19 protein-coding genes are annotated in these 19,456 nt (G+C 36.4%); 15 read left to right on the top strand and 4 right to left on the bottom strand.

The features are described 5' to 3' along the window. Window positions 1–1,407 (top strand): aspartate ammonia-lyase, encoded by a 1,407-nt coding sequence (locus tag ACOWPH_RS01645; RefSeq protein ID WP_015213681.1) that lies wholly within the window; start codon window positions 1–3, stop codon window positions 1,405–1,407. Between the two features lie 126 nt (window positions 1,408–1,533). Continuing rightward, the gene (locus ACOWPH_RS01640) at window positions 1,534–1,989 is read left to right on the top strand and encodes a DUF29 domain-containing protein (RefSeq protein WP_015213680.1); all 456 of its coding nucleotides are present in this window, start codon (window positions 1,534–1,536) and stop codon (window positions 1,987–1,989) included. A gap of 50 nt (window positions 1,990–2,039) precedes the next feature. Here the strand turns inward: ACOWPH_RS01640 and ACOWPH_RS01635 are convergent, their stop codons facing one another. Together ACOWPH_RS01635 and ACOWPH_RS01630 are read right to left on the bottom strand one after the other, a co-directional pair. Further along, window positions 2,040–2,408, bottom strand: coding sequence for a DUF5615 family PIN-like protein (locus ACOWPH_RS01635; protein ID WP_015213679.1), 369 nt, complete (start codon window positions 2,406–2,408; stop codon window positions 2,040–2,042). Then, a complete protein-coding gene (locus ACOWPH_RS01630) occupies window positions 2,405–2,701 on the bottom strand; it encodes a DUF433 domain-containing protein (RefSeq protein WP_015213678.1) in 297 nt (98 codons plus the stop codon). Before ACOWPH_RS01630 ends, ACOWPH_RS01635 begins: the two co-directional genes overlap by 4 nt. Before the next feature lie 82 nt (window positions 2,702–2,783). On the opposite strand from ACOWPH_RS01630, the gene ACOWPH_RS01625 reads away from it, so the two are divergent. The 5 genes from ACOWPH_RS01625 (at window position 2,784) to ACOWPH_RS01605 (ending at window position 7,336) form a co-directional block, all read left to right on the top strand. Further along, window positions 2,784–3,755 (top strand): DUF362 domain-containing protein, encoded by a 972-nt coding sequence (locus tag ACOWPH_RS01625; RefSeq protein WP_015213677.1) that lies wholly within the window; start codon window positions 2,784–2,786, stop codon window positions 3,753–3,755. A gap of 878 nt (window positions 3,756–4,633) precedes the next feature. Next, complete coding sequence (locus ACOWPH_RS01620; RefSeq protein WP_015213676.1) at window positions 4,634–4,822, top strand: hypothetical protein; 189 nt, start codon at window positions 4,634–4,636, stop codon at window positions 4,820–4,822. A 393-nt stretch (window positions 4,823–5,215) separates the two neighbouring features. After that, window positions 5,216–5,728 (top strand): inorganic diphosphatase, encoded by a 513-nt coding sequence (locus tag ACOWPH_RS01615; RefSeq protein ID WP_015213675.1) that lies wholly within the window; start codon window positions 5,216–5,218, stop codon window positions 5,726–5,728. Window positions 5,729–6,038: 310 nt separating this feature from the next. Next, on the top strand, window positions 6,039–6,422 hold the full coding sequence (panD, locus tag ACOWPH_RS01610) for an aspartate 1-decarboxylase (RefSeq protein WP_015213674.1): 384 nt from the start codon (window positions 6,039–6,041) through the stop codon (window positions 6,420–6,422). A gap of 11 nt (window positions 6,423–6,433) precedes the next feature. Then, window positions 6,434–7,336, top strand: a complete 903-nt coding sequence (locus ACOWPH_RS01605) for an MBL fold metallo-hydrolase (RefSeq protein WP_015213673.1) — start codon at window positions 6,434–6,436, stop codon at window positions 7,334–7,336. A 185-nt stretch (window positions 7,337–7,521) separates the two neighbouring features. On the opposite strand, the gene ACOWPH_RS01600 is transcribed toward ACOWPH_RS01605, so the two are convergent. Beyond that, window positions 7,522–8,391 carry a helix-turn-helix transcriptional regulator gene (locus ACOWPH_RS01600; protein WP_015213672.1) on the bottom strand — a complete coding sequence of 290 codons (870 nt, stop codon included), beginning with the start codon at window positions 8,389–8,391 and terminating at the stop codon, window positions 7,522–7,524. A 152-nt stretch (window positions 8,392–8,543) separates the two neighbouring features. On the opposite strand from ACOWPH_RS01600, the gene cas3 reads away from it, so the two are divergent. The 7 genes from cas3 (at window position 8,544) to cas5d (ending at window position 18,045) form a co-directional block, all read left to right on the top strand. Then, entirely contained in the window at window positions 8,544–10,721 is a 2,178-nt protein-coding gene (gene cas3, locus ACOWPH_RS01595) for a type I-D CRISPR-associated helicase Cas3' (RefSeq protein WP_015213671.1), read from the top strand. Window positions 10,722–11,165: 444 nt separating this feature from the next. Beyond that, on the top strand, window positions 11,166–11,396 hold the full coding sequence (locus ACOWPH_RS01590) for a hypothetical protein (protein WP_015213670.1): 231 nt from the start codon (window positions 11,166–11,168) through the stop codon (window positions 11,394–11,396). A gap of 111 nt (window positions 11,397–11,507) precedes the next feature. Then, the gene (locus tag ACOWPH_RS01585) at window positions 11,508–11,711 is read left to right on the top strand and encodes a DUF433 domain-containing protein (RefSeq protein WP_015213669.1); all 204 of its coding nucleotides are present in this window, start codon (window positions 11,508–11,510) and stop codon (window positions 11,709–11,711) included. 12 nt (window positions 11,712–11,723) lie between these two features. After that, window positions 11,724–12,743, top strand: a complete 1,020-nt coding sequence (locus tag ACOWPH_RS01580; protein WP_015213668.1) for a PDDEXK nuclease domain-containing protein — start codon at window positions 11,724–11,726, stop codon at window positions 12,741–12,743. Window positions 12,744–12,795: 52 nt separating this feature from the next. After that, the gene (cas10d, locus tag ACOWPH_RS01575; protein WP_015213667.1) at window positions 12,796–16,146 is read left to right on the top strand and encodes a type I-D CRISPR-associated protein Cas10d/Csc3; all 3,351 of its coding nucleotides are present in this window, start codon (window positions 12,796–12,798) and stop codon (window positions 16,144–16,146) included. Between the two features lie 175 nt (window positions 16,147–16,321). Then, complete coding sequence (cas7d, locus tag ACOWPH_RS01570; protein ID WP_015213666.1) at window positions 16,322–17,332, top strand: type I-D CRISPR-associated protein Cas7/Csc2; 1,011 nt, start codon at window positions 16,322–16,324, stop codon at window positions 17,330–17,332. Window positions 17,333–17,337: 5 nt separating this feature from the next. Then, window positions 17,338–18,045 carry a type I-D CRISPR-associated protein Cas5/Csc1 gene (gene cas5d, locus ACOWPH_RS01565; protein ID WP_015213665.1) on the top strand — a complete coding sequence of 236 codons (708 nt, stop codon included), beginning with the start codon at window positions 17,338–17,340 and terminating at the stop codon, window positions 18,043–18,045. Here cas5d and ACOWPH_RS01560 read toward each other — a convergent pair whose 3' ends face one another. Next, the gene (locus ACOWPH_RS01560) at window positions 18,046–18,465 is read right to left on the bottom strand and encodes a hypothetical protein (RefSeq protein WP_015213664.1); all 420 of its coding nucleotides are present in this window, start codon (window positions 18,463–18,465) and stop codon (window positions 18,046–18,048) included. Window positions 18,466–18,569: 104 nt separating this feature from the next. On the opposite strand from ACOWPH_RS01560, the gene cas6 reads away from it, so the two are divergent. Then, window positions 18,570–19,388 carry a CRISPR-associated endoribonuclease Cas6 gene (cas6, locus tag ACOWPH_RS01555; RefSeq protein WP_015213663.1) on the top strand — a complete coding sequence of 273 codons (819 nt, stop codon included), beginning with the start codon at window positions 18,570–18,572 and terminating at the stop codon, window positions 19,386–19,388. Window positions 19,389–19,456 lie beyond the last annotated feature (68 nt).

Genomic DNA, 19,456 nt, shown 5'->3' with positions numbered 1-19,456 from the left:
ATGACTGACAATACAGATTTTCGCATTGAACGGGACTCGATGGGCGATCGCTCTATCCCTCATCATGTTTATTACGGTATCCAAACCCAACGCGCTATCGAAAATTTCTCAATTAGCGGTTTAAAGCCTTTACCTACTTACGTTGATGCTTGTTTATATATTAAAAAAGCTACCGCAATTGTCAATGGTGAACTGGGTTGTATTCCCGCAGATATAAGTGAAGTTATTATCAAAGCTGTTGATGAAATTCTTGCAGGTAAGTTACGAGATCAGTTTGTAGTTGATATCTACCAAGCTGGTGCAGGAACTTCTCACCACATGAATGTTAATGAAGTTCTCGCAAATCGGGCTTTGGAAATTCTTGGGGATGAAAAAGGCAATTACAAACGGGTTAGTCCTAATGATCATGTGAACTATGGCCAGTCTACCAATGATGTTATCCCTACAGCTATTCGCATTGGTGGTTTATTGGCACTTACCCAAACTCTACACCCAGCTTTAGAAGAGGCAATTTCGGTTTTAGAAGCAAAAGCGGCCGAATTTCAAGATATCATCAAATCTGGGAGAACACACCTGCAAGACGCTGTACCTGTGCGTTTGGGTGAAAATTTCCGCGCTTGGGCTTATATTCTCGCAGAACACCAAAACCGTCTTTATGTTGCTTCTGGGGATTTGATGGTTTTGGGTTTAGGTGGTAGTGCTGCGGGAACGGGTATGAATACTCATCCTGAATATCGGCAACGGGTGGTAGAAGTTCTCTCACAATTATTAGAATTTCCCCTAGAACCTGCACCTCATTTAATGGCTGCTATGCAAAGTATGGGTGCGTTTGTGAATGTTTCCGGGGCGTTGCGGAATTTAGCCCAGGACTTGGTGAAAATCTCCCATGACCTACGTTTAATGGATTCTGGCCCCAAAACAGGGTTAAAGGAAATTCAATTGCCTCCAGTCCAACCTGGTTCTTCAATTATGCCGGGGAAATATAACCCGGTGATGGCAGAGATGACTTCAATGGTCTGTTTTCAGGTGATGGGGTATGATAGTGCGATCGCTCTTGCTGCCCAAGCTGGACAATTAGAATTAAATGTAATGATGCCCCTCATTGCCTATAATCTAATTCACAGCATTGAAATTTTAGGTAATACCATTTCTTCTCTCACTTCCAGCTGTATTCAAGGTATTACGGCTAATCAAGAACGTTGTTTAGCTTACGCCGAAGGTAGTTTAGCATTAGTCACCGCCTTAAATCCTCACATCGGTTATTTAAATGCTGCTGCTGTGGCTAAAGAGTCTTTGGAAACAGGTAAATCTCTGCGTCAGATAGTTATAGAAAAAGGCTTAATGACAGCAGTAGAATTAGCCACTGTCTTAGATTTAGACCAAATGAGTGCGATCCTTCCTTTATAAAGATGTAGGGGTTTAGCAATGCTAAACCCTCAAAAAATGTTTAATTCTTATAATTTATGGCAATCATCCCCACAAAAATTAATTCATATTACTATATAAATAGAATACTCTCAATAGGTCAGAGTTATGAAAACCATTACCGATTTAAAACAACTCTACGAAATTGATGATTCTCAATGGCTAGAAGAAACGATCAAATTGCTTAAAAATCACCAATTTCAAGAATTAGATTTAGATAATTTAATTGAGGAGTTAGAAGATTTGGGAAAAAGGGATAAAAATGCTGTAGCCAGTCTTCTAGAACAAATTATCCGTCATTTATTACTACTTCAATATTGGATCAGTGAGTACGAGCATAATTCAGTTCACTGGCAAGGAGAAATTTATACTTTTAGAACTCAATTAAAACGCAAAATTACTAATAATCTTCGTAATTATTTAGAAGCAGAATTAAATTCTATTTATAAGGATGCGTTAGGTTTTGTGAAAATTAAAACTCAAAATTCCGTTAAATTTCCACCAGAATGCCCTTACTCCCTTGATCAATTACTTGATATCAACAATACCTGTGCCAATTTTTAGAATACCCACTGAATGAGGGTCTTTGACTAGTTATTTAAACTGATCGTCATTTATCCTTCAATCCAATCACTCAAAAACTCAACTTGGTTTTCCATATCCTCGGCTGATTTAGCTGCAATCAGCCTTAAAATACCCCGTGCGATTTCTCCAATTGAGTAACGTTGCTGCTGCACTAATATCATGCCCGGATGAGATTGTTCTTGGTTTAAAAAAGCTGTATGTAAGCGATAGAAATCCCGAATATTAGAACTGTATAAAACACGATTTTGGGACTTTGCCCATACAAGTTGTTCTTCATCCGAATATTTGAGCCGATTTACTTCCAAAGTCGTGATTATATCTACACCCCGATTTCGCAAAGACAGCATTAGAGAACGTCCAGTGGAATCTTCATCCATATACAAGCAAATCTGGCTCATTGCAACTTTCTAGCCTTATGTAATGCTTCTATACGGTTAGCTTCTGCCTCTTCTGCTGCAATATCAGCATCAATTTCTTCTCGGTTTGTATGATAATAAGTTAAGGCTGCATAAACCTGTGATAGAGTTAAATGACTTATTTGGTCAGAAATTTCTTCCGCGCTGTAACCTTGTTTGTACCAAATAGCAATTCTTCTCACTGTTACGCCAGTACCAGCAATAATAGGGCAACCCCCGTGAATTTTGGGATTGCTATCAATTAGAGCGCCAATATCAGTAATTGTAGTTGACATAGTTCTATATATTATTTATCTCTTACCCTACTTACTTAATAAATCTTGTTTATATTGTTATAGTATAACGCAATTATTACCCATGCAAACACAAAAACCATCTGTCAGCCTGATTCGGGCTAAATCTTACGAACAAGACGCTTTAAAAGAATCCTTGGAAACCCTGCTAGAACCCTATGGGGGAATGGCTGCTTTTGTGAAAAAGGGCGATCGCGTTTTGCTCAAACCCAATCTACTCACCGGTTCTCGTCCTACTAAAGAGTGTACCACGCGCCCAGAATTAGTTCGCGCCGTTGCCGAAATGGTAATTGCCGTTGGTGGTAAGCCATTTTTAGGAGATAGTCCTGCTTTTGGTAGTGCTAAAGGTGTCGCTATCGCTAATGGTTTATTACCAATTTTAGAAGCATTAAATTTACCAATTGTGGAGTTTCACGGTAAACGTTATCAAACAGTCAACGACAATTTTAATCACCTGCTACTATCTAAAGAAGCAATGGAAGCAGATGTGATTATTAATTTACCTAAAGTTAAATCTCATATGCAATTGACATTAACTTTAGGAGTCAAAAATCTCTTTGGTTGTGTTCCTGGGAAAATGAAAGCCTGGTGGCACATGGAAGCAGGAAAAGATGCTGAAAGATTTGGCGAAATGTTGGTAGAAACTGCTAGGGCTATTAATCCCACTTTAACTATTTTAGATGGTATTATCGGTCATGAAGGCAATGGGCCAAGTGGCGGAGAACCTCGTAATTTAGAAGTTTTAGCAGCATCAGAGAATGTGTTTGCTTTAGATAGAGCAATGTTAGAAATTCTCAAAGTTTCACCTGCACAAGTTCCCACCGTTGCAGCTTCTCAAAGATTAGGAATTTGCCCAGAATTAAGCGATATTGAGTTTCCTAATTTATCACCAGATTTACTCCAAATCGCAGATTGGCAATTACCAGAAAAATTAATGCCCATTGATTTTGCCATGCCTCGTGTGATTAAGTCCACATTTAGACATCTTTATATCCGATTTATCAAAGAACCAATGAGTGCTTATGGCAAAGGTTAAGCTATTTAGGGGTAATTTATTTTTTGGTGTTTCCTTAACCTTTCAAAGCATTAACTAAAACTAACCTCCTTAGCCTCCTTCTTTGGGAATAAAGGGGGCTAACTTATTTATAGCCTTTCCCACTCTAGTTAGATACAAAATTACCCCTCCCCAACCCTCCCCTTGGTAAGGGGAGGGTGCGCGACAGCGCGGGTGGGGTGTATTTCATGAGCTTGGGAATTGCTATAATCTACTGATATATAGATTGATAAAAAATTAGTCATAAGTACTACGATATAAAATTTTCAGTTGTTCATATTTTTAGTGAAAATTACTGAAAATTAGTAGCAAATTTTTATCACAGTAACTTTATTCTCAGCGTAGAAATGTTTTGTAAAAAAAATCATGGCAGTGATTTCCGGAATGCTGGTAGCTTTGATTGTATCTACATCTGAGCGATCAAAAATACCAAATATGCTGTAAGTGGGTTTAGCTAAATTTTTGGTGTATCAAACTCCAAAAAATCGGCTCGATTAACCTAAATACAAGCATTTTCAGGTTTTAGACTGATAGAATATTCGAGTAATCTCCCTAGATTCTCAAATATCAATTCAAATACACAGGGTAATTAATAATGCTGTGATCATGATCACCAAGTCAAGTAATCCTGACATGAAGGAAGGAAGTTTATAAAAGAATTAGTCACCAAATAAAGCATCAAATCTTTGATCTTTGATTTGTAACAAAATAGCTATGTATAAAAACAGAGTGTGCCACTTTTGAAACTGGATGAAATTCTTTAAAGCTACAGATTTTACCGAAGAAAAATAGCTAAAATAGTATTGAGACTCTCTTTTTGGAGAGCAAAACTACAGTGATATGAAGAACCACAATTTTGTATGAATTCAAATAGCCCGTCTGCCAATTCTCACGACACATATTCCCAACGTTTGGCAGACATTGTGGGAACTGCGATCGCTCTCATTACCCTTATCCTACCTGTGTTTATAATTTCACACTATTCTTCCCCTGATGTCCAAAATAATCAGCAACAGCTAACCTATCATCTCGCCAGAGATAAAGAATAAACATAAACCCCAGAAAATATCACCAGCGAGAAATTAGCTGGTATTGACCAAAATTACCCCCAAAGGTAAATAAGTCCTAGCGAAATCTCAAATAATGACTGAAAAAGCGTTGCTAGAAATTGGCAGCGTTTTTTTATGGCAGGTTTTACGCAAAACATTACGAAAATAGGGTTAATACTGCAACGGGCAAGCTACATGAATTACCCCTACTTAATAATCAGGTTGTCAGCCACATCTTGCGTAAGTCCTCTCCCTATTTAAATAGTATTAAAGTACTATAAACTGGGGTTTATGATGAATAGCTTGGGAAGAGATCCACTATTGCCCTAAAATCTGATACGGGGAGCCGAACTGCGTGCTACCTTGATTCACTGTTAGCGAAGGAGTTTTGTTGTGGATTTATCTCTTATTCCTGCCCAACCGAAACCGGGTGTGATCAATGTTCTGATTGAAATTGCTGGCGGGAGTAAAAATAAATACGAATTTGATAAGGATTTGCAAGCTTTTGCCCTAGACCGGGTACTTTCTTCTTCCGTACAATATCCTTACGACTATGGTTTTATACCCAATACCTTAGCTGATGATGGCGATCCGCTAGATGGGATGGTCATCATGGATGAACCAACTTTTCCTGGTTGCGTCATTCCGGCAAGACCGATTGGTTATTTAGAAATGATTGATGGTGGCGATCGCGACGAAAAAATTCTTTGTGTTCCCGACAAAGATCCACGCTACGCCCATGTAAAATCTTTGAAAGATATAGCGCCCCACCGTCTGGACGAAATTGCCGAATTTTTCCGTAGTTATAAAAATTTGGAAAAAAAGGTGACAGAAATTCTTGGTTGGCAAGATGTAGACAGGGTTGCACCCTTAGTAGAGAAGTTCATCAAAGCTGCTAAAAAATAGATGGTGGGTAATGGGTAATGGGTGACAGTAAAAAGGAAACGAGGAATAAATACTATTCTGTGTTACCTATAACCTGCTGTTTACTTGTTACCAATTACCCTCCAGATTCGTCAGTCGCACCCAGGTGGAGAAACTAGCTATATGAGTAAACCCGCAAGATCCTTAAGGGTTTGGCAGTAGCTGTAAGCGGATTAACCAACTCAACCGCGCTGACTCACAAATTACTGATGTTACAATTTCAACAACCACCTATAAATCAACTAAAGAGACTTAAACTACTCGCGGTTGTTACGGAAAAACCCAAAACGAAATGCAGCGCACTCTCCTTTTGGCTAAGATTCATAACTGTACCCTCACGGGGGCAAATCTTCACTATGTGGGTAGTATCAGCATAGATGAAATTCTTTTAGATCAAGCTGGTATTTTACCTTACGAACAAGTACAAGTAGTAAATAATGCTAATGGTAAGCGTTTTATTACTTATGCTATTCCTGCCCCCGCTAACTCAGGAACAATTGAGTTAAATGGAGCGGCCTCACGTCTAGGCATTATTGGTGATCGTTTGATTATAATGACTTACGGGCAGTTTACTTTAGAAGAGTTAAAAAACTACTCTCCTACGGTCGTCATTGTGGATGAAATAAACAGGATGCTAGAAGTAAGAAACTACGATGATCTGCTCAGTAAGCTCTAATTTCAAAAAAAATGCCAAATTTTGAGCTATCTGATTCTCAAACCTATGTCGATCAAGAAGTAACTCCCATGCTAAATAACCTTGCTGGGGAGTTTTGGGTTAAATTCTGGGGGGTACGCGGTTTAATTCCTACCCCAAATAGCCATACCTGCGGCTATGGTAGTAATACTGCTTGTGTAGAAATATATGTAGCCGGACAACACTTGGTTTTTGATGGAGGTACTGGCTTACGCGTACTCGGTAAAACCTGGCAACAACAGCACAAACTACTAGAAGCGCATTTATTTTTTACTAACTGCCAGTCAAATCGTATCCAAGGATTTCCTTTTTTCTCTCCTGCATTTATTGCCGACAACAGCTTTCATATTTACGGTACTGCTGCCTCAAATGGTGCATCCATTAAACAATGTTTATGTGATCAGATGCTCCAACCTCACTTTCCTTATCCTTTGCAGGTGATGCAGTCGGAGTTGATTTTTTATAATTTGACTCCTGGTAATCCGGTAGAGTTGGGTGAGGTAACAATTACAACGGCATTAATCAATAAAAATCAGAGGTCTATTGGTTATCGTATAAGCTGGGGGGACTATAGTGTTGCTTACGCGACAGATTTACATCAAAGTCTGGATGTAGAAGAACAAAAACAAATTCTAGAAATTATCGACGGTGTTGATTTGCTGGTTACTAATGCCACTTACACTCCACCAACGGATAAAAACCATGAATATGCTGAATTACTCTGGAAAACGCCGGTGGATTTAGCACAAAGTGCTGGTGTTAAATGCTTGGTGATTTCACACCATCACCCAGATGATGATGATGTTTTTCTTGACCAAATTCAAAACCAGCTTAAATCTGTTTTTCCCAATGTGTTATTAGCTTGTGAAGGTATGGTATTGCCTGTAAATCAGTAATTTTAAATTACCTAAAACGGTAGGGTCAGCTTAAATAGTTATATTTAAGTAATTTTATCTATGTATTTCTAAATGGAGTTGGATGAAATTTAGAAATAAATTCAGGAGTTAACTTGACGTTAGATTCTGTGGCTTGCTTTGGCACTGCGACAGATTATAACTCCTGAATCGTTTTTTGATAGCTTTTAGGAATGAAGGTTCAAGTCATAATGTTGAGATAGGCTGATGAGTTTGGCTTTGATAAGCGATCGCACATTTTCCGGTGAGACTACAATACAATCAGCGGAATACTGCATGATTTCTCGGATAAACCAAAATGTATTTGATACTTTTCTAATTACTCGCTTCACTTTTGGTTTATCTGGTATCCATTCCACTCTGTTATCCTCTGGTTTAGTTTGATATGCAAATGCTAAGTTGTTCAATATGTGCATTTCCACTTCTATTTGATCTAAGTTATTAAGCCATTTACCAGTAATTTCCGTAACTGCCGCTTCATTAATTCTGTCTAAACGGAAACACCAGTTATGTTTTAATTCTGGTATGTCAAAATTTCCTTCTGTTTCTTCGCACCAACAATCAAGATATTGACGCTTTTCGTGAGGGGTAATTTTTGCATACCGGACGGTAAAATTAAATACTCGTTCTGCTGCATCTTGATAGGCAAGTTGAAAGGGTTGTTGACGCAAGATATAGTGATCAACTTGTAACCGCCATGATGGAAGGGAATTAATCAGGAAAGCCTCAATTTCTCTCCGCATGGGTACGGATAATTCGCTACGTTCGAGTAATAAATTGGCGATGATTTCCGCTTGTTCAATTTGTCCGATGTCGGTTAATGAAGCTATACAACGATGTAAGGCGCGGATACGGGAATCCTGCCAGTCATGATTTTTACCAACTATTAATTCACGTTGTGCGATCGCTTTGATGAGTTTGGAGATATTCGGATTATCTTCTCCCCACTTCATACCGAATTCGAGTGCGATCGCTTCTAGTTCAGATTTGTCTCTTTCTGATACCGACAGCGTTATAGACTGACCTTTACGACTCATTAAAGTGTCCGTGTACTTTATACTTGTATTCTCTTGCCAACTTTTATTTTCAGTGCCATTATAGGTTTTAGCAACGAGTTACGGACAGTTTTTAAGTAAAAATGAAAAACTGCAACCATTGGTTGCAGAAATTGAAATAAGTTATTAAGGGTATGTCAGAAAATTACAGTATTCAACTCAAACCTGTTTATTCGCAAACAGTTCCCACACCTGATGGGGTAAAATTGCCTAAAGATTGGTGTTTATCTTGGCATCAATTAGAGACTTTAAAAGCATTACGCGATCCAAATATTGACGTAGTTTTCAACACTGCAATGACAGGCGATGGTAAAAGTTTAGCTGCTTATTTAGAAGTTCTCCAAGGTGAATTTTCCGCTATTGGACTTTATCCAACCAATGAATTAGCCCGTGATCAAGAAGCCCAAATTCAGGGATATATTGATATATTTAAACCAGAAAATCAACCCCGTGTAGTTAGATTAAGTGGGGCTGATTTAGAAATATATGCAGAAAATGAAGGTTTAAAAAAAGGTGCAGCAATTTTAACTCTCTCTAGTCAAAGAGAAGTATTATTAACTAATCCTGATATTTTCCATTATTTACATCGCAGTAATTATTTAATTACTGGTGATAGTCCTGATAAATTATGGAATAAAATTGATAAAGACTTCGATTTATTTATTTTTGATGAATTTCATGTTTTTTCTGCTCCCCAAATCGCCAGCGTAATTAACACCATGCTGTTGATTCACTGTACAAACCGCAGGAAAAAGTTTCTCTTTCTTTCAGCTACACCAGATAAAGATTTAATCAGCAGATTAGAAACGGCAGGATTTCGATGTCAAGAAATAAATCCTCTGGAAAAAAATAAATATCAATTTCCTGAGCATACAGAACAAGAAGCGATACTTAAAAACAAAAATTGGCGACAAGTAGCACGAGGAATTGCACTCAATTTTATACCTTTAGAACCGAGTTTTAAAGCTTCGGAAACTTGGTTAAAAACTAATAGCGATTTAATTGTATCTCAGTTTCAAGAATATCCAGGAAGTAAAGGGGCAATTATTCTCAATTCAATTGCAGCAGTTAAGCGACTAACTCCATTTTTTCAGGAACTTTTAAAACCTTATAATTTAACAGTGGGAGAAAATACAGGTTTATCAAGTAAAGGAGAGAAAGAGTTAAGTTTATCGGCTGATTTAGTTTTAGGTACAAGTACAATTGATGTGGGAGTTGATTTTAAAATTAATTTTCTAATTTTTGAATCATCGGATTCTGGTAACTTTATTCAACGGTTAGGAAGATTAGGAAGACATGAGGGATATGAAAAAAATGGTCAGAAAATTAAATTTAACAATTTCACAGCTTATGCTTTAGTTCCTAACTTTTTAGTTGAGCGTTTATTTCAAACAGATTCACCACCATTACAAGTTGATAATATTTATGATCGTCCATTGTTACAACAAACCATAAAAGAGCAATATCGCAAAATTAATGATTTTCATGGTTATTACCGCCGATGGGGTGCTGTGCAGTCATTTTGGTTATGTTGTAAATTGAGCGATCGCACTATTAAACAACAATATGCCCAAAGTCGAGAAAAGTTTCAAAAAGCCTGTGAACAAGTATTTAATACAGGTTTAAAATCACAAGCTGGACGTATTACAGGATGGGCTAAAGACTGGAAAGAAATGTCAGGTAAATCAGGAAATCCCATTGCTGACGATGCAGCTAGTTTTCGCGGTTCTAGCCCTTTGCAATGTGGTTTATATGATTTAACTGAAAACAACGAAAATGAGAGATTTAAAACCTACGATTTACCAGGAATTTTAAGCAACTTAGAAATCGAAATGTGGACAGAAGCGGGATTTATACGGACATTAAAAGAAACCGCGCAAAGTACTGGACAACCCATAGCAAAAGGTAGATTTGCCCATTGTCTCGCATTTATCAAATTACGTTCCTATCGTGAGGAAAGGTTGAACTGGAAATTTACCTATTCTGGAGACTTACAACCCATCGCTGATGCTTGGAAAGTGCAAGTTTTAACAGGGATAGGAGTATGGCAACCGGATAACGTTTGGATAGGTCAAATTGATAAAAAACTGAAAAAAGAGGGTTTAGTTTGTTATGTAATTCGTCGGCCAGTTGCGGAAGTGCGGATGCGGTTAAGGCTACCCATGCACTTTCAACTTTATCCCATCAGTGACCAGTACAGTATTCACGAAGCAACTCAGCCCTATTCTATAGCCTTTGGTCAATCTGCGTTGCTGCTAGATACGCTTGCTTATACGTTTAAAAGCAAGGGAGATGAGATATGGATTGCTTGAGGCTGCGATCCCTAATAGGGATTAAGGAGTTGTATTAATGCCTTGATTACTTCTTTACTACAATTTCAATCCCTGATAGGGATTAGGGTTTATTCTCAAGGCTTCCTTAGTATATATCTTAAAAAGTCTCATGGAAAAATTCTTTTTATTGCCAGATTTTTTTGATATCTTTACTAGCAATCTTTGATACCCTTCAAGACTAAGCTAAATTTAGTATAAATGAAACAAAGCAAAACTAATCATGTTTTAATACGCTGTTAAATTTCTCAATCTCTAATCCTGTAAATAGACTTTTCGTTTTTACTTCTTTACTACAGACCTTTTTTATATGTTACATTATGGAGAACCGGAAAAAAGTTATCCCAGTTCACCTATATAGAGTCGCACCTTATAGGTTAGCACTAGCATGGCTGATTCGGCGCAAACCACTTGAGGTAATTTTTTATGAAAGAAAACCTTCCAAATCGTATGCTGAGGCTTTATATAGAAACCCATCAACAGATGGAACTTTTTGACTTGCAATCTTACACCTCAGAAAAGCCTATTGTAACTGAGGATGTATTGGAATTGGTAGAGGAAATTCAGCAACCAAGTCCTTATAAGCAACTTGAACTAAATTTATTTCCGCAGAAAATCTACTTCACTCATCTAGAGATGATTAAATTAGCTGCGTAATGTGTTAAGGAGTTTGGAAATATAAATTTCTTGGTTTACCAAACTCCTTAATTTCAATCAGTAAAGTGAGTTACGTTAATTTACCAAAATAAAAAACTAGATGCCTAAACTATGACAGAACAAAAATTATTAGAAAAAATTACATTTGACACCCAAATTTTTGACGGTAAACCAATAGTCTGTGGTCGTCGTCTAGCTATTGAGCATATTTTAGGAATGTTAGCAGCAGGAGATACTATAGAAACTTTGTTAGAAGCATATCCCTGGTTAGAAAGGGAAGATGTGCAAGCCTGTTTAGTTTACAAAAATAATTAAAATATCTTCATCATGAATAACCCCATTGCTGATGATTACAGACATCTACTCATGGAAGTAAAACAACGGATTCGTTCAGCCCAGTACGAAGCACTAAAAGCAGTTAATCGAGAGATGATTAACTTGTATTGGGATATTGGCCAGATGATAGTTATCAAACAACAAGATTCTATTTGGGGTAAATCCGTAGTTGAAAAATTAGCAAAGGACTTACAGGCAGAATTTCCTGGTATTAGTGGTTTTTCTGCTGCTAACTTGTGGCGAATGAGGCTTTTCTATGAATCTTATGCCAAAAATGAAAAACTCGCGCCAATGGTGCGAGAAATTGGATGGACTCACAATATAGTGATTTTAGAAAAGTCTAAAGATGACTTAGAACGAGAATTTTATATTAGAATGACTCGTAAATTTGGCTGGACTAAAAATGTATTAATTCACCAAATTGAAAATAAAACTTATGAAAAAACTCTTCTAAATCAAACTAATTTTGATCAAAATATTTCATCGGAAATCCGTAATCAATTAAAACTAGCAGTTAAAGATGAATATACCTTCGATTTTCTAGAATTAGCAGATGAACACAGCGAACGACAACTAGAACAAGCAATTTTAGGAAAAGTTAAACCATTTTTGCAAGAAATGGGAGGTATATTTGCTTTTATTGATAGTCAATACCGTTTAGAAGTTGATGATGAGGAATATTTTATAGATATTCTATTATATCATCGCCGTTTAAAGTGTTTGGTAGCAATAGAATTAAAAATTGGAAAATTTTTACCTGAATATGTTGGCAAAATGCAATTTTATCTATCTGTTTTAGATGACACAGTAAAGCTACCAGATGAAAATCCTTCTATTGGCATTATTCTTTGTAAATCTAAACAGAGAACTATTGTTGAGTACGCGCTTAAAGATTCTAATAAACCCATTGGTGTTGCCACTTACCAAATAGTTTCTAAATTACCTCAAGAACTAAAAAATCAACTTCCCGATCCTGAACAAGTTGCTAAATTGCTAGAAGGATTTGAATAAAAATTTTACTGACGAAAAATCAACTCTTATTTAATTTCAGTGAAAGAAGACAATGGCTAAAAAAAGTAAAGATACAAATAAACATCAGCAATTATCACTCTTAGAAATAGAGAAGAATTCAAATTCTGCAACCTCAGATGATGATTGGTTATCCGGTGATTTTGGTTTTGATGGAGATAATGACAGGACTATTGAAACTAAAGGACAATTACTCACACTCAAATTATTAAGAGAAGCAATACAAGCTGAAAATCCTCATGATCAAGTCATGGCAGATTTTAGCGAATATGTGTTACCAAATTTGCTTAAAATTGCTATTGGTGTAACTGCTAAAGGTGGTAAATTCTTTGATGAAATAGACGAAAAACGAGAAGCAGAAGGTAAAACAAAAGTTAGACGTGATAATGCTGCTGATCAATCTTTAAATACACATTTACTTAATGGCTTATTTCCAGCAAATTTAATTGAGCAAAGATTAGAAAAACTGGATACTACGGTTAAACGATTAGTAAAAGATAAAGAACGACGTTTAGTAATTGCTGGCTTTATTTTACATGACTTTGAAAAATTTCCAGATGCACCTGAAGACTGTCGCAAGTTACCTTTAGATGAACATCGCAAAATTATTGATGAAAAAATCAAACAATTAGGACTTGATAAATTGATCAATCCTCATAATCCCGAAGATTATCAATCATATATTGATGATTTATTGTGTATGGCTTATAATGCCCAAAGACGCTGGGATACTAACTGGAATTTTTCAGAATTTGGTTTAAATCCTGTTCTTAAAGACCGCACTATTCGCAGTTTATCAGATTTAACTTGTTTAGCTGATTCTCTCGCTTCAATTATTAAACATCCTCAAGATGCAGAAAATACGAGACTTAATGAAATTCTCCACAGTCTCAGTGATGGTAAATTAAAATTTACTTATCATCATATCGCTGAAAATAGAGGTGTTTTAACCAATGTTGTTAATAATGCTGTAATTGAAGCTCATACTAATTTAAATGCTGCTGAAAACACATATTATCAACCTTTGTTATATCTACCAACAGGGGTAATTTATCTAGCGTTACGTGATGCTCCTCGTATTTCACCTGAAATTTTACCAGATTTGGTAGTTAATAAAATTAAATCCCTTTGTGCAGGTCAATTAAAACTGAGACAAACGGGATTTGGTAGAGATGGAAAAGGAATGAAATATGCTGAATATTACAATCTATTTTTTGAATCTCCAGGTTTAATGCAGGTTGCTTTAGATGCTACTTTACGGATTTTAAATACAGGTAAAACATCTGTTGGTAAAAGTCGTAGTGAAAATTTAGTTAAGTTTCAAAAACAAAATGTTTTATCTGCTGACTATGATTTTAAATTTGATGATGATATCCGCATTGATCAAATTGCCGAATTTGGTGATTTAATTACTCGCAAAATTTGGGAAGAAACGGTTGATAGAATTGAAACCGCACGAAAGAAAGATAAAAAACTGCCAGAAGTTCCAAATTTTGATTTAACTCACAAAGTTGCCGAATTTTGGAACTTAACAGAATATTTACCGCAAGTTCGAGAAATTCAACGCATTAATGAAAGTTTAAAAGAACAAAAATTAAAGGGTAATACGGGAGGTGTACCTTATGAATGGTATTATCTAGCGGCTAAATATCTAGAAAAACATCCAGGTATTGAAGATGTCCGCGAAAATTGTCAACAGGTAATTTATTACTTAACAGATTTAATTTCCCCAATTCTTGCACAATATCAATTACCTGATGGTTGGGATGATTTAAGATTGTGGGTATCAAGAGTTGTCATGTTACCTAATACCAATAAACAAACATCTCTCACAACTGAAGTTGATAATTTTATCAATGAGTTGAGTAATTATAATGCTGCAAAAAAGCCAGGAAGAGGTAAACAATTAATCTGCTCAATTTCTCATTCTGCATACACTGTAACTGAGCAAATGGAATCAGCAGTTTTATTTACTCCTCAAGTTTATACAAACAAACAAATGTTAGGAGGTTCTAACGCTAAACGCAACATTTCTAGTATTGCTGGTGTAGAAATGATGCTGAGACAAATTCTCATGAATCAAACTCAAGCGGTAGGTAAAAGATTTGAAGATGGTAAATATCGCTATCTCTACTTTTATCCAACTTATTACTTCACACCAGAAACTAATAAGTTTTTACAAAAAGCTTACATGAACATTGCTCAAACTCGTTTTGATACGAGCATCCGTAATCATTTCATCAGCAAAGATTTACAGGTTGATTTAGGTAAAGAAAATTATCAAAGTGTGGATAGTTTCTTAATTGATGAAAATTTAGATGGTGAAAAAGACCGCACATTTAAACTTTCCTATCCTGAAGATCAACCTTTAACATTTTACTTCATGGCCTTACCACCAGGAAGAGATAGCAGCGATACAGAATCGTGGGTAATGCCGAGTTGGTTAGCGTTTGCCTTTCCGATGATTTTAGATGTAAAAACTGTGGTTTCAGAGTCTCCAATTCCCCCATTTAATGATGGTGCAGAATTTGAAGAAACGGTATTTCTTGATAGTGCGCCTCATGCTTTCCGTACTTTGGTAAAAAGAGATAGATTTCGTCTTGATTACATTCTTGAAGGTTGGGAAGAGTACGGTATTCAATATCCTGCACCTTTAAATGTTTTAACTGCTGCTTACGCTATCCATTTAGATGTGAATGCTAGACAAGGTAAGACTGGTTATGATGCTAATTGGGGGAAATTTACGGAATTAGCAAAAGATTTTGAAACGAGTCCTCTTCATGTCTTTGCTTATCTGAATAAATGGGTGCGTAACCAAGGAATTGAAACAGCCAGGATTGAGAAAATCAAACTTTACACCTATCATTTTTACCCTTGTTTTGACCCTTATACAAAATTTGATTCTACTAAGGAGAAATTAATTGTGGGAGAAGTATCAACCTTGAATCATCCTAAAAAATTAACGGAATTATATCGCCGTTTCTATCGGGCAAATAAGCGGTTTAATCCTAAAGCCAATGCTGTTTTAAAACCCATTGATATTGCTGCGGAAACTATTCTCAAAGCCGATTCTAGTGTATTTGATGGGGAAACGTTAATTTCAGCCGTAGCAGCAGAGGTTTTTAAACTGATGGATCGGGTACATTCTTCTACTGCGGAAGGACGCTGGATTATGAGTAAAAGGGAGGAAGAAAGACAAGCAGTTTTAGAGTTTGCTAACTATTTTGTAGTCGAGGTATTTGAGGGGTGTTTTAAGAGCGATCGCGCACGTTTAGCGGGTCGTCAATTAAACCTCATTCGAGACACCTGTGAATTTCTTTATCGCTTAGAAGATGATAAAGAAAATGCAGAAAAATCTAAATCTGAAATTGATGAAAATGAATAATCAAACCACACCTGCTCTCGTTCCCAGTCTCTGACTGGGAATGCCTAACAGAGTCTCTGACTCTACTTATTTCACAGAAGGCAGAGCCTTCAAGAACTCATTCCCATACAGAGTATGGGAACGAGAAAATAAATCTACTTTATTACGTCAATTAATTTCATTCTGGAGAAACATTATGGCACTTTTAAAAACTGTTGACGCTAAATTATTTCAATCAGAAATTCCCTACAAACCAATGGGTAAATATGCCCACTTTCTCACCATCCGCGTGACCGAATCTTATCCTTTATTTCAAACAGATAGCGAACTCAATAAAGCACGGGTGAGGGCTGGAGTTAAAGATAAAAACACCATTAGCCGTCTTTCCATGTTCAAGCGTAAACAATCAACACCAGAAAGATTAGTTGGTAGAGAATTATTACGCAAATATGAATACATGACAGCAGAAGAATGTGAATATAACGTATCTTTTGCAATGGATAATCCTGATTGTATTATTTACGGTTTCGCTATTGGTGATTCTGGTTCTGAGAAATCCAAAGTTGTGGTAGATACTGCATTTTCTATTACCTCATTTGATGAATCTCATGAAACATTTACTCTCAATGCTCCTTTTGAAAATGGCACAATGGCTTCTAAGGGAGAAGGTGGTTCTAAAGCTGGTGAAGTAACTAGCAGAATTAACCAACAAGACCATATTAGACCACAGGTTTTCTTTCCTAGTATTGTGACGCTAAAAGACCCAACAGAAGCTAATTTTCTTTACGTTTTTAATAATATCCTGAGAACTCGTCATTATGGCGCACAAACAACCCGCACAGGTCGCGTGAGAAACGAGTTAATTGGCGTTGTTTTTGCTGATGGAGAAATTACCAGTAACCTCCGTTGGACTCAAGCAATATATGACCAAATGAAGGCTAATAATACTCTCAAATCGCCTGATCCTTTAGATGAGGATGATGTAATGGCTGCTGCAAAAACCGCAATTGAGAATTTAATGGCTGATGAGTTTATTGTGCATAATGACTTTATCGGAGATGCTTTTGTACCTCTGATTAGTGAGGTTAAAAATCTCACAAATAATGAAGCAGGAATTAAATCAATTTTGCAAAAAGCTGACACTGAAGCGAAAGAATATGCCAATAAACATATTAGCAAAAAGAAAACTGCTGCTAAGACTAAGTAATAGCCATGACAATTATCTACTGTTGTCAATTAGAACTACACGACAGCCTCTATTTTGCCACCCGTGAAATTGGCAGATTATACGAAACAGAGCCAATAATTCATAATTACGCTCTATGTTACGCACTCGGTTTAGTTGATAGTCCTTTCTATTCAACAACTGTTGCTGAGGAAGATTCTTATCGCTATTTCTGCCCCGAACAAGTGCCAAAATATGAGCAGCATTTAACTCCTTTAAATGAACAAGGAATCTATATAACTCCTGCTCGTTCCTTGAATCATACGGCGATTCTGAATACATGGAAATATGCAAATAATAATTACCATGTAGAAATGGAGAAAACCCAAAAGAATATTCCCAGTTTTGGACGTGCAAAGGAAATTGCACCAGAAAGTAAATTTGAGTTTTTTCTAATTGCTCAAAAAGAAATCAAACTACCTAAATGGATTCGCTTGGGTAAATGGATGAGTAAAGCAGAAGTCAGAGTTGAGAAATTACCACAACCAAAAACTAAAACTGATGTATTTACCTGTACTCATCCTTTAAACCCTTTAGATGTCATGTTTACTAATCAAGTCATTAGTTATGATGTAGTAAATATGCCTCCAGTAAGCCTAATTCAAAATGTGCAAATGCGAGGAGAATATTACTATTTTGATGATGTCAAAAATGTAAAACTTCCCAAACAAATGCAATACCGTTTTCGGAGCTAATTACTTACCAAAACCTTTACTGCTCTTCTTTGGTTTAGAAGGGCGTGAAGGCATTAATTCAGTTATCAAACTACTACGATTTTGCAACATTAACTGGCGATTTCGCTCGCGTTGATAAGTTACTATTTCTTCTGCATGGGGATGATCGGGATCTATTTTGAGATGGGTAATAGACACTACATATTGTGCTTTATCTTCATCTTCGGGATTATCATTTTTGCTGACTAGTCGGCACATAATCCCACCTTCGTCCCCAGAATACGCTACCCAATCAATTTCAAATTCTTTATCTGGATTTATTATGTCTCCTCTTGTCTTCAGCATTTTCAATAATTCTTTTGCCGCCTTGGCTTTAATTGGTAAGCTGGCTTCTAACTTTTTAGTGAGTGCAGTTGCTTCACGATAATTATCAACGTTCATTTGTCTTACTCTTTATGCAACCTTTATTACTTTATATAATTTATACTCTCAATTTCTCTTAACTTGCATTATCTATTTACAAATTGTGTTATTCTGCAAAAAATATGCCTCATAGTTTAATTCTCAATCTTACCCCCCAGTCTCCCATTTACCCCAACTTTCTCACTGGCAGACATTATCATGCTTTATTCCTTAACCTGGTGAGTTCTGTTGATAGGAAATTAGGTGACTATCTACACGAATCAAATGCTGATAAAGCTTTTACTCTGTCACCATTGCAGGTACAAAGCAGACATAAAATTCAATCTCATACTTTGCAATATGCTCATCAAAATCCTATTTCCGCAGGTACTTCTTGTTGGTGGCGTGTTTCTTTATTAGATGACAATTTATTTAGTCAACTCACTCCTTTATGGTTGAATCTTAACCCGGAACAACCTTGGCATTTGGGTTCAGCTAATTTATATATTACTAGCATTCAAGGAACACCTCAATCTACTCAACCTTGGGCTAATGTTTGTAGTTACAAGCAAATTTATGAACAAGCCAGTGAGCAGGAACGTACATTTAATTTCATTTTTTCTACACCTGTAGCTTTTCGTCAAGGTGGATTTGATAATCTTTTACCAACAAGGGAATCTGTTTTTAATAGTCTTCTCAATCGGTGGAATAAATATAGTGGAATTGAGTTAAATAATATTCCTCTAGAAGCCATTTATCCTAGTGGTTTTAATATCAACACTGAAGTTATTAGCAATTATGAAAATAAGTTTATTGGTTGTTTAGGTGAAATTAGTTATCGCATTCTTGGCAATGTGGAAACAATAGGAATTAAGCAAGTTAACGCTTTAGCTAATTTTGCTTTGTATGCGGGAATAGGACGTAAAACAACTATGGGTATGGGAATGGTAAGAAGAAGGTAAAATTGTAGGTTGGGTTGACGCGAGGAAACCCAACATCATCACATTATCAAAATTTTGGTTGGGTTGAG

This window comes from Anabaena sp. PCC 7938 (genome assembly GCF_049315035.1).
GTDB lineage: Bacteria > Cyanobacteriota > Cyanobacteriia > Cyanobacteriales > Nostocaceae > Anabaena > Anabaena cylindrica.
Note: the sequence above shows the minus strand (reverse complement) of the source record. Positions and strands in the feature narration are given on the sequence as shown.

Bases quoted from the DNA above. Each gene is read 5' to 3' on its own strand.
- cas3 (WP_015213671.1), top strand. From the start codon at position 8,544: ATGTCAGAAAATTACAGTATTCAACTCAAACCTGTTTATTCGCAAACA.
- ACOWPH_RS01560 (WP_015213664.1), bottom strand. From the start codon at position 18,465: ATGAACGTTGATAATTATCGTGAAGCAACTGCACTCACTAAAAAGTTA.
- ACOWPH_RS01645 (WP_015213681.1), top strand. From the start codon at position 1: ATGACTGACAATACAGATTTTCGCATTGAACGGGACTCGATGGGCGAT.
- ACOWPH_RS01600 (WP_015213672.1), bottom strand. From the start codon at position 8,391: ATGAGTCGTAAAGGTCAGTCTATAACGCTGTCGGTATCAGAAAGAGAC.
- cas5d (WP_015213665.1), top strand. From the start codon at position 17,338: ATGACAATTATCTACTGTTGTCAATTAGAACTACACGACAGCCTCTAT.
- ACOWPH_RS01580 (WP_015213668.1), top strand. From the start codon at position 11,724: ATGAATAACCCCATTGCTGATGATTACAGACATCTACTCATGGAAGTA.
- ACOWPH_RS01620 (WP_015213676.1), top strand. From the start codon at position 4,634: ATGAATTCAAATAGCCCGTCTGCCAATTCTCACGACACATATTCCCAA.
- ACOWPH_RS01630 (WP_015213678.1), bottom strand. From the start codon at position 2,701: ATGTCAACTACAATTACTGATATTGGCGCTCTAATTGATAGCAATCCC.
- ACOWPH_RS01640 (WP_015213680.1), top strand. From the start codon at position 1,534: ATGAAAACCATTACCGATTTAAAACAACTCTACGAAATTGATGATTCT.
- cas10d (WP_015213667.1), top strand. From the start codon at position 12,796: ATGGCTAAAAAAAGTAAAGATACAAATAAACATCAGCAATTATCACTC.
- ACOWPH_RS01635 (WP_015213679.1), bottom strand. From the start codon at position 2,408: ATGAGCCAGATTTGCTTGTATATGGATGAAGATTCCACTGGACGTTCT.
- ACOWPH_RS01625 (WP_015213677.1), top strand. From the start codon at position 2,784: ATGCAAACACAAAAACCATCTGTCAGCCTGATTCGGGCTAAATCTTAC.
- cas7d (WP_015213666.1), top strand. From the start codon at position 16,322: ATGGCACTTTTAAAAACTGTTGACGCTAAATTATTTCAATCAGAAATT.
- panD (WP_015213674.1), top strand. From the start codon at position 6,039: ATGCAGCGCACTCTCCTTTTGGCTAAGATTCATAACTGTACCCTCACG.
- cas6 (WP_015213663.1), top strand. From the start codon at position 18,570: ATGCCTCATAGTTTAATTCTCAATCTTACCCCCCAGTCTCCCATTTAC.
- ACOWPH_RS01585 (WP_015213669.1), top strand. From the start codon at position 11,508: ATGACAGAACAAAAATTATTAGAAAAAATTACATTTGACACCCAAATT.
- ACOWPH_RS01590 (WP_015213670.1), top strand. From the start codon at position 11,166: ATGAAAGAAAACCTTCCAAATCGTATGCTGAGGCTTTATATAGAAACC.
- ACOWPH_RS01605 (WP_015213673.1), top strand. From the start codon at position 6,434: ATGCCAAATTTTGAGCTATCTGATTCTCAAACCTATGTCGATCAAGAA.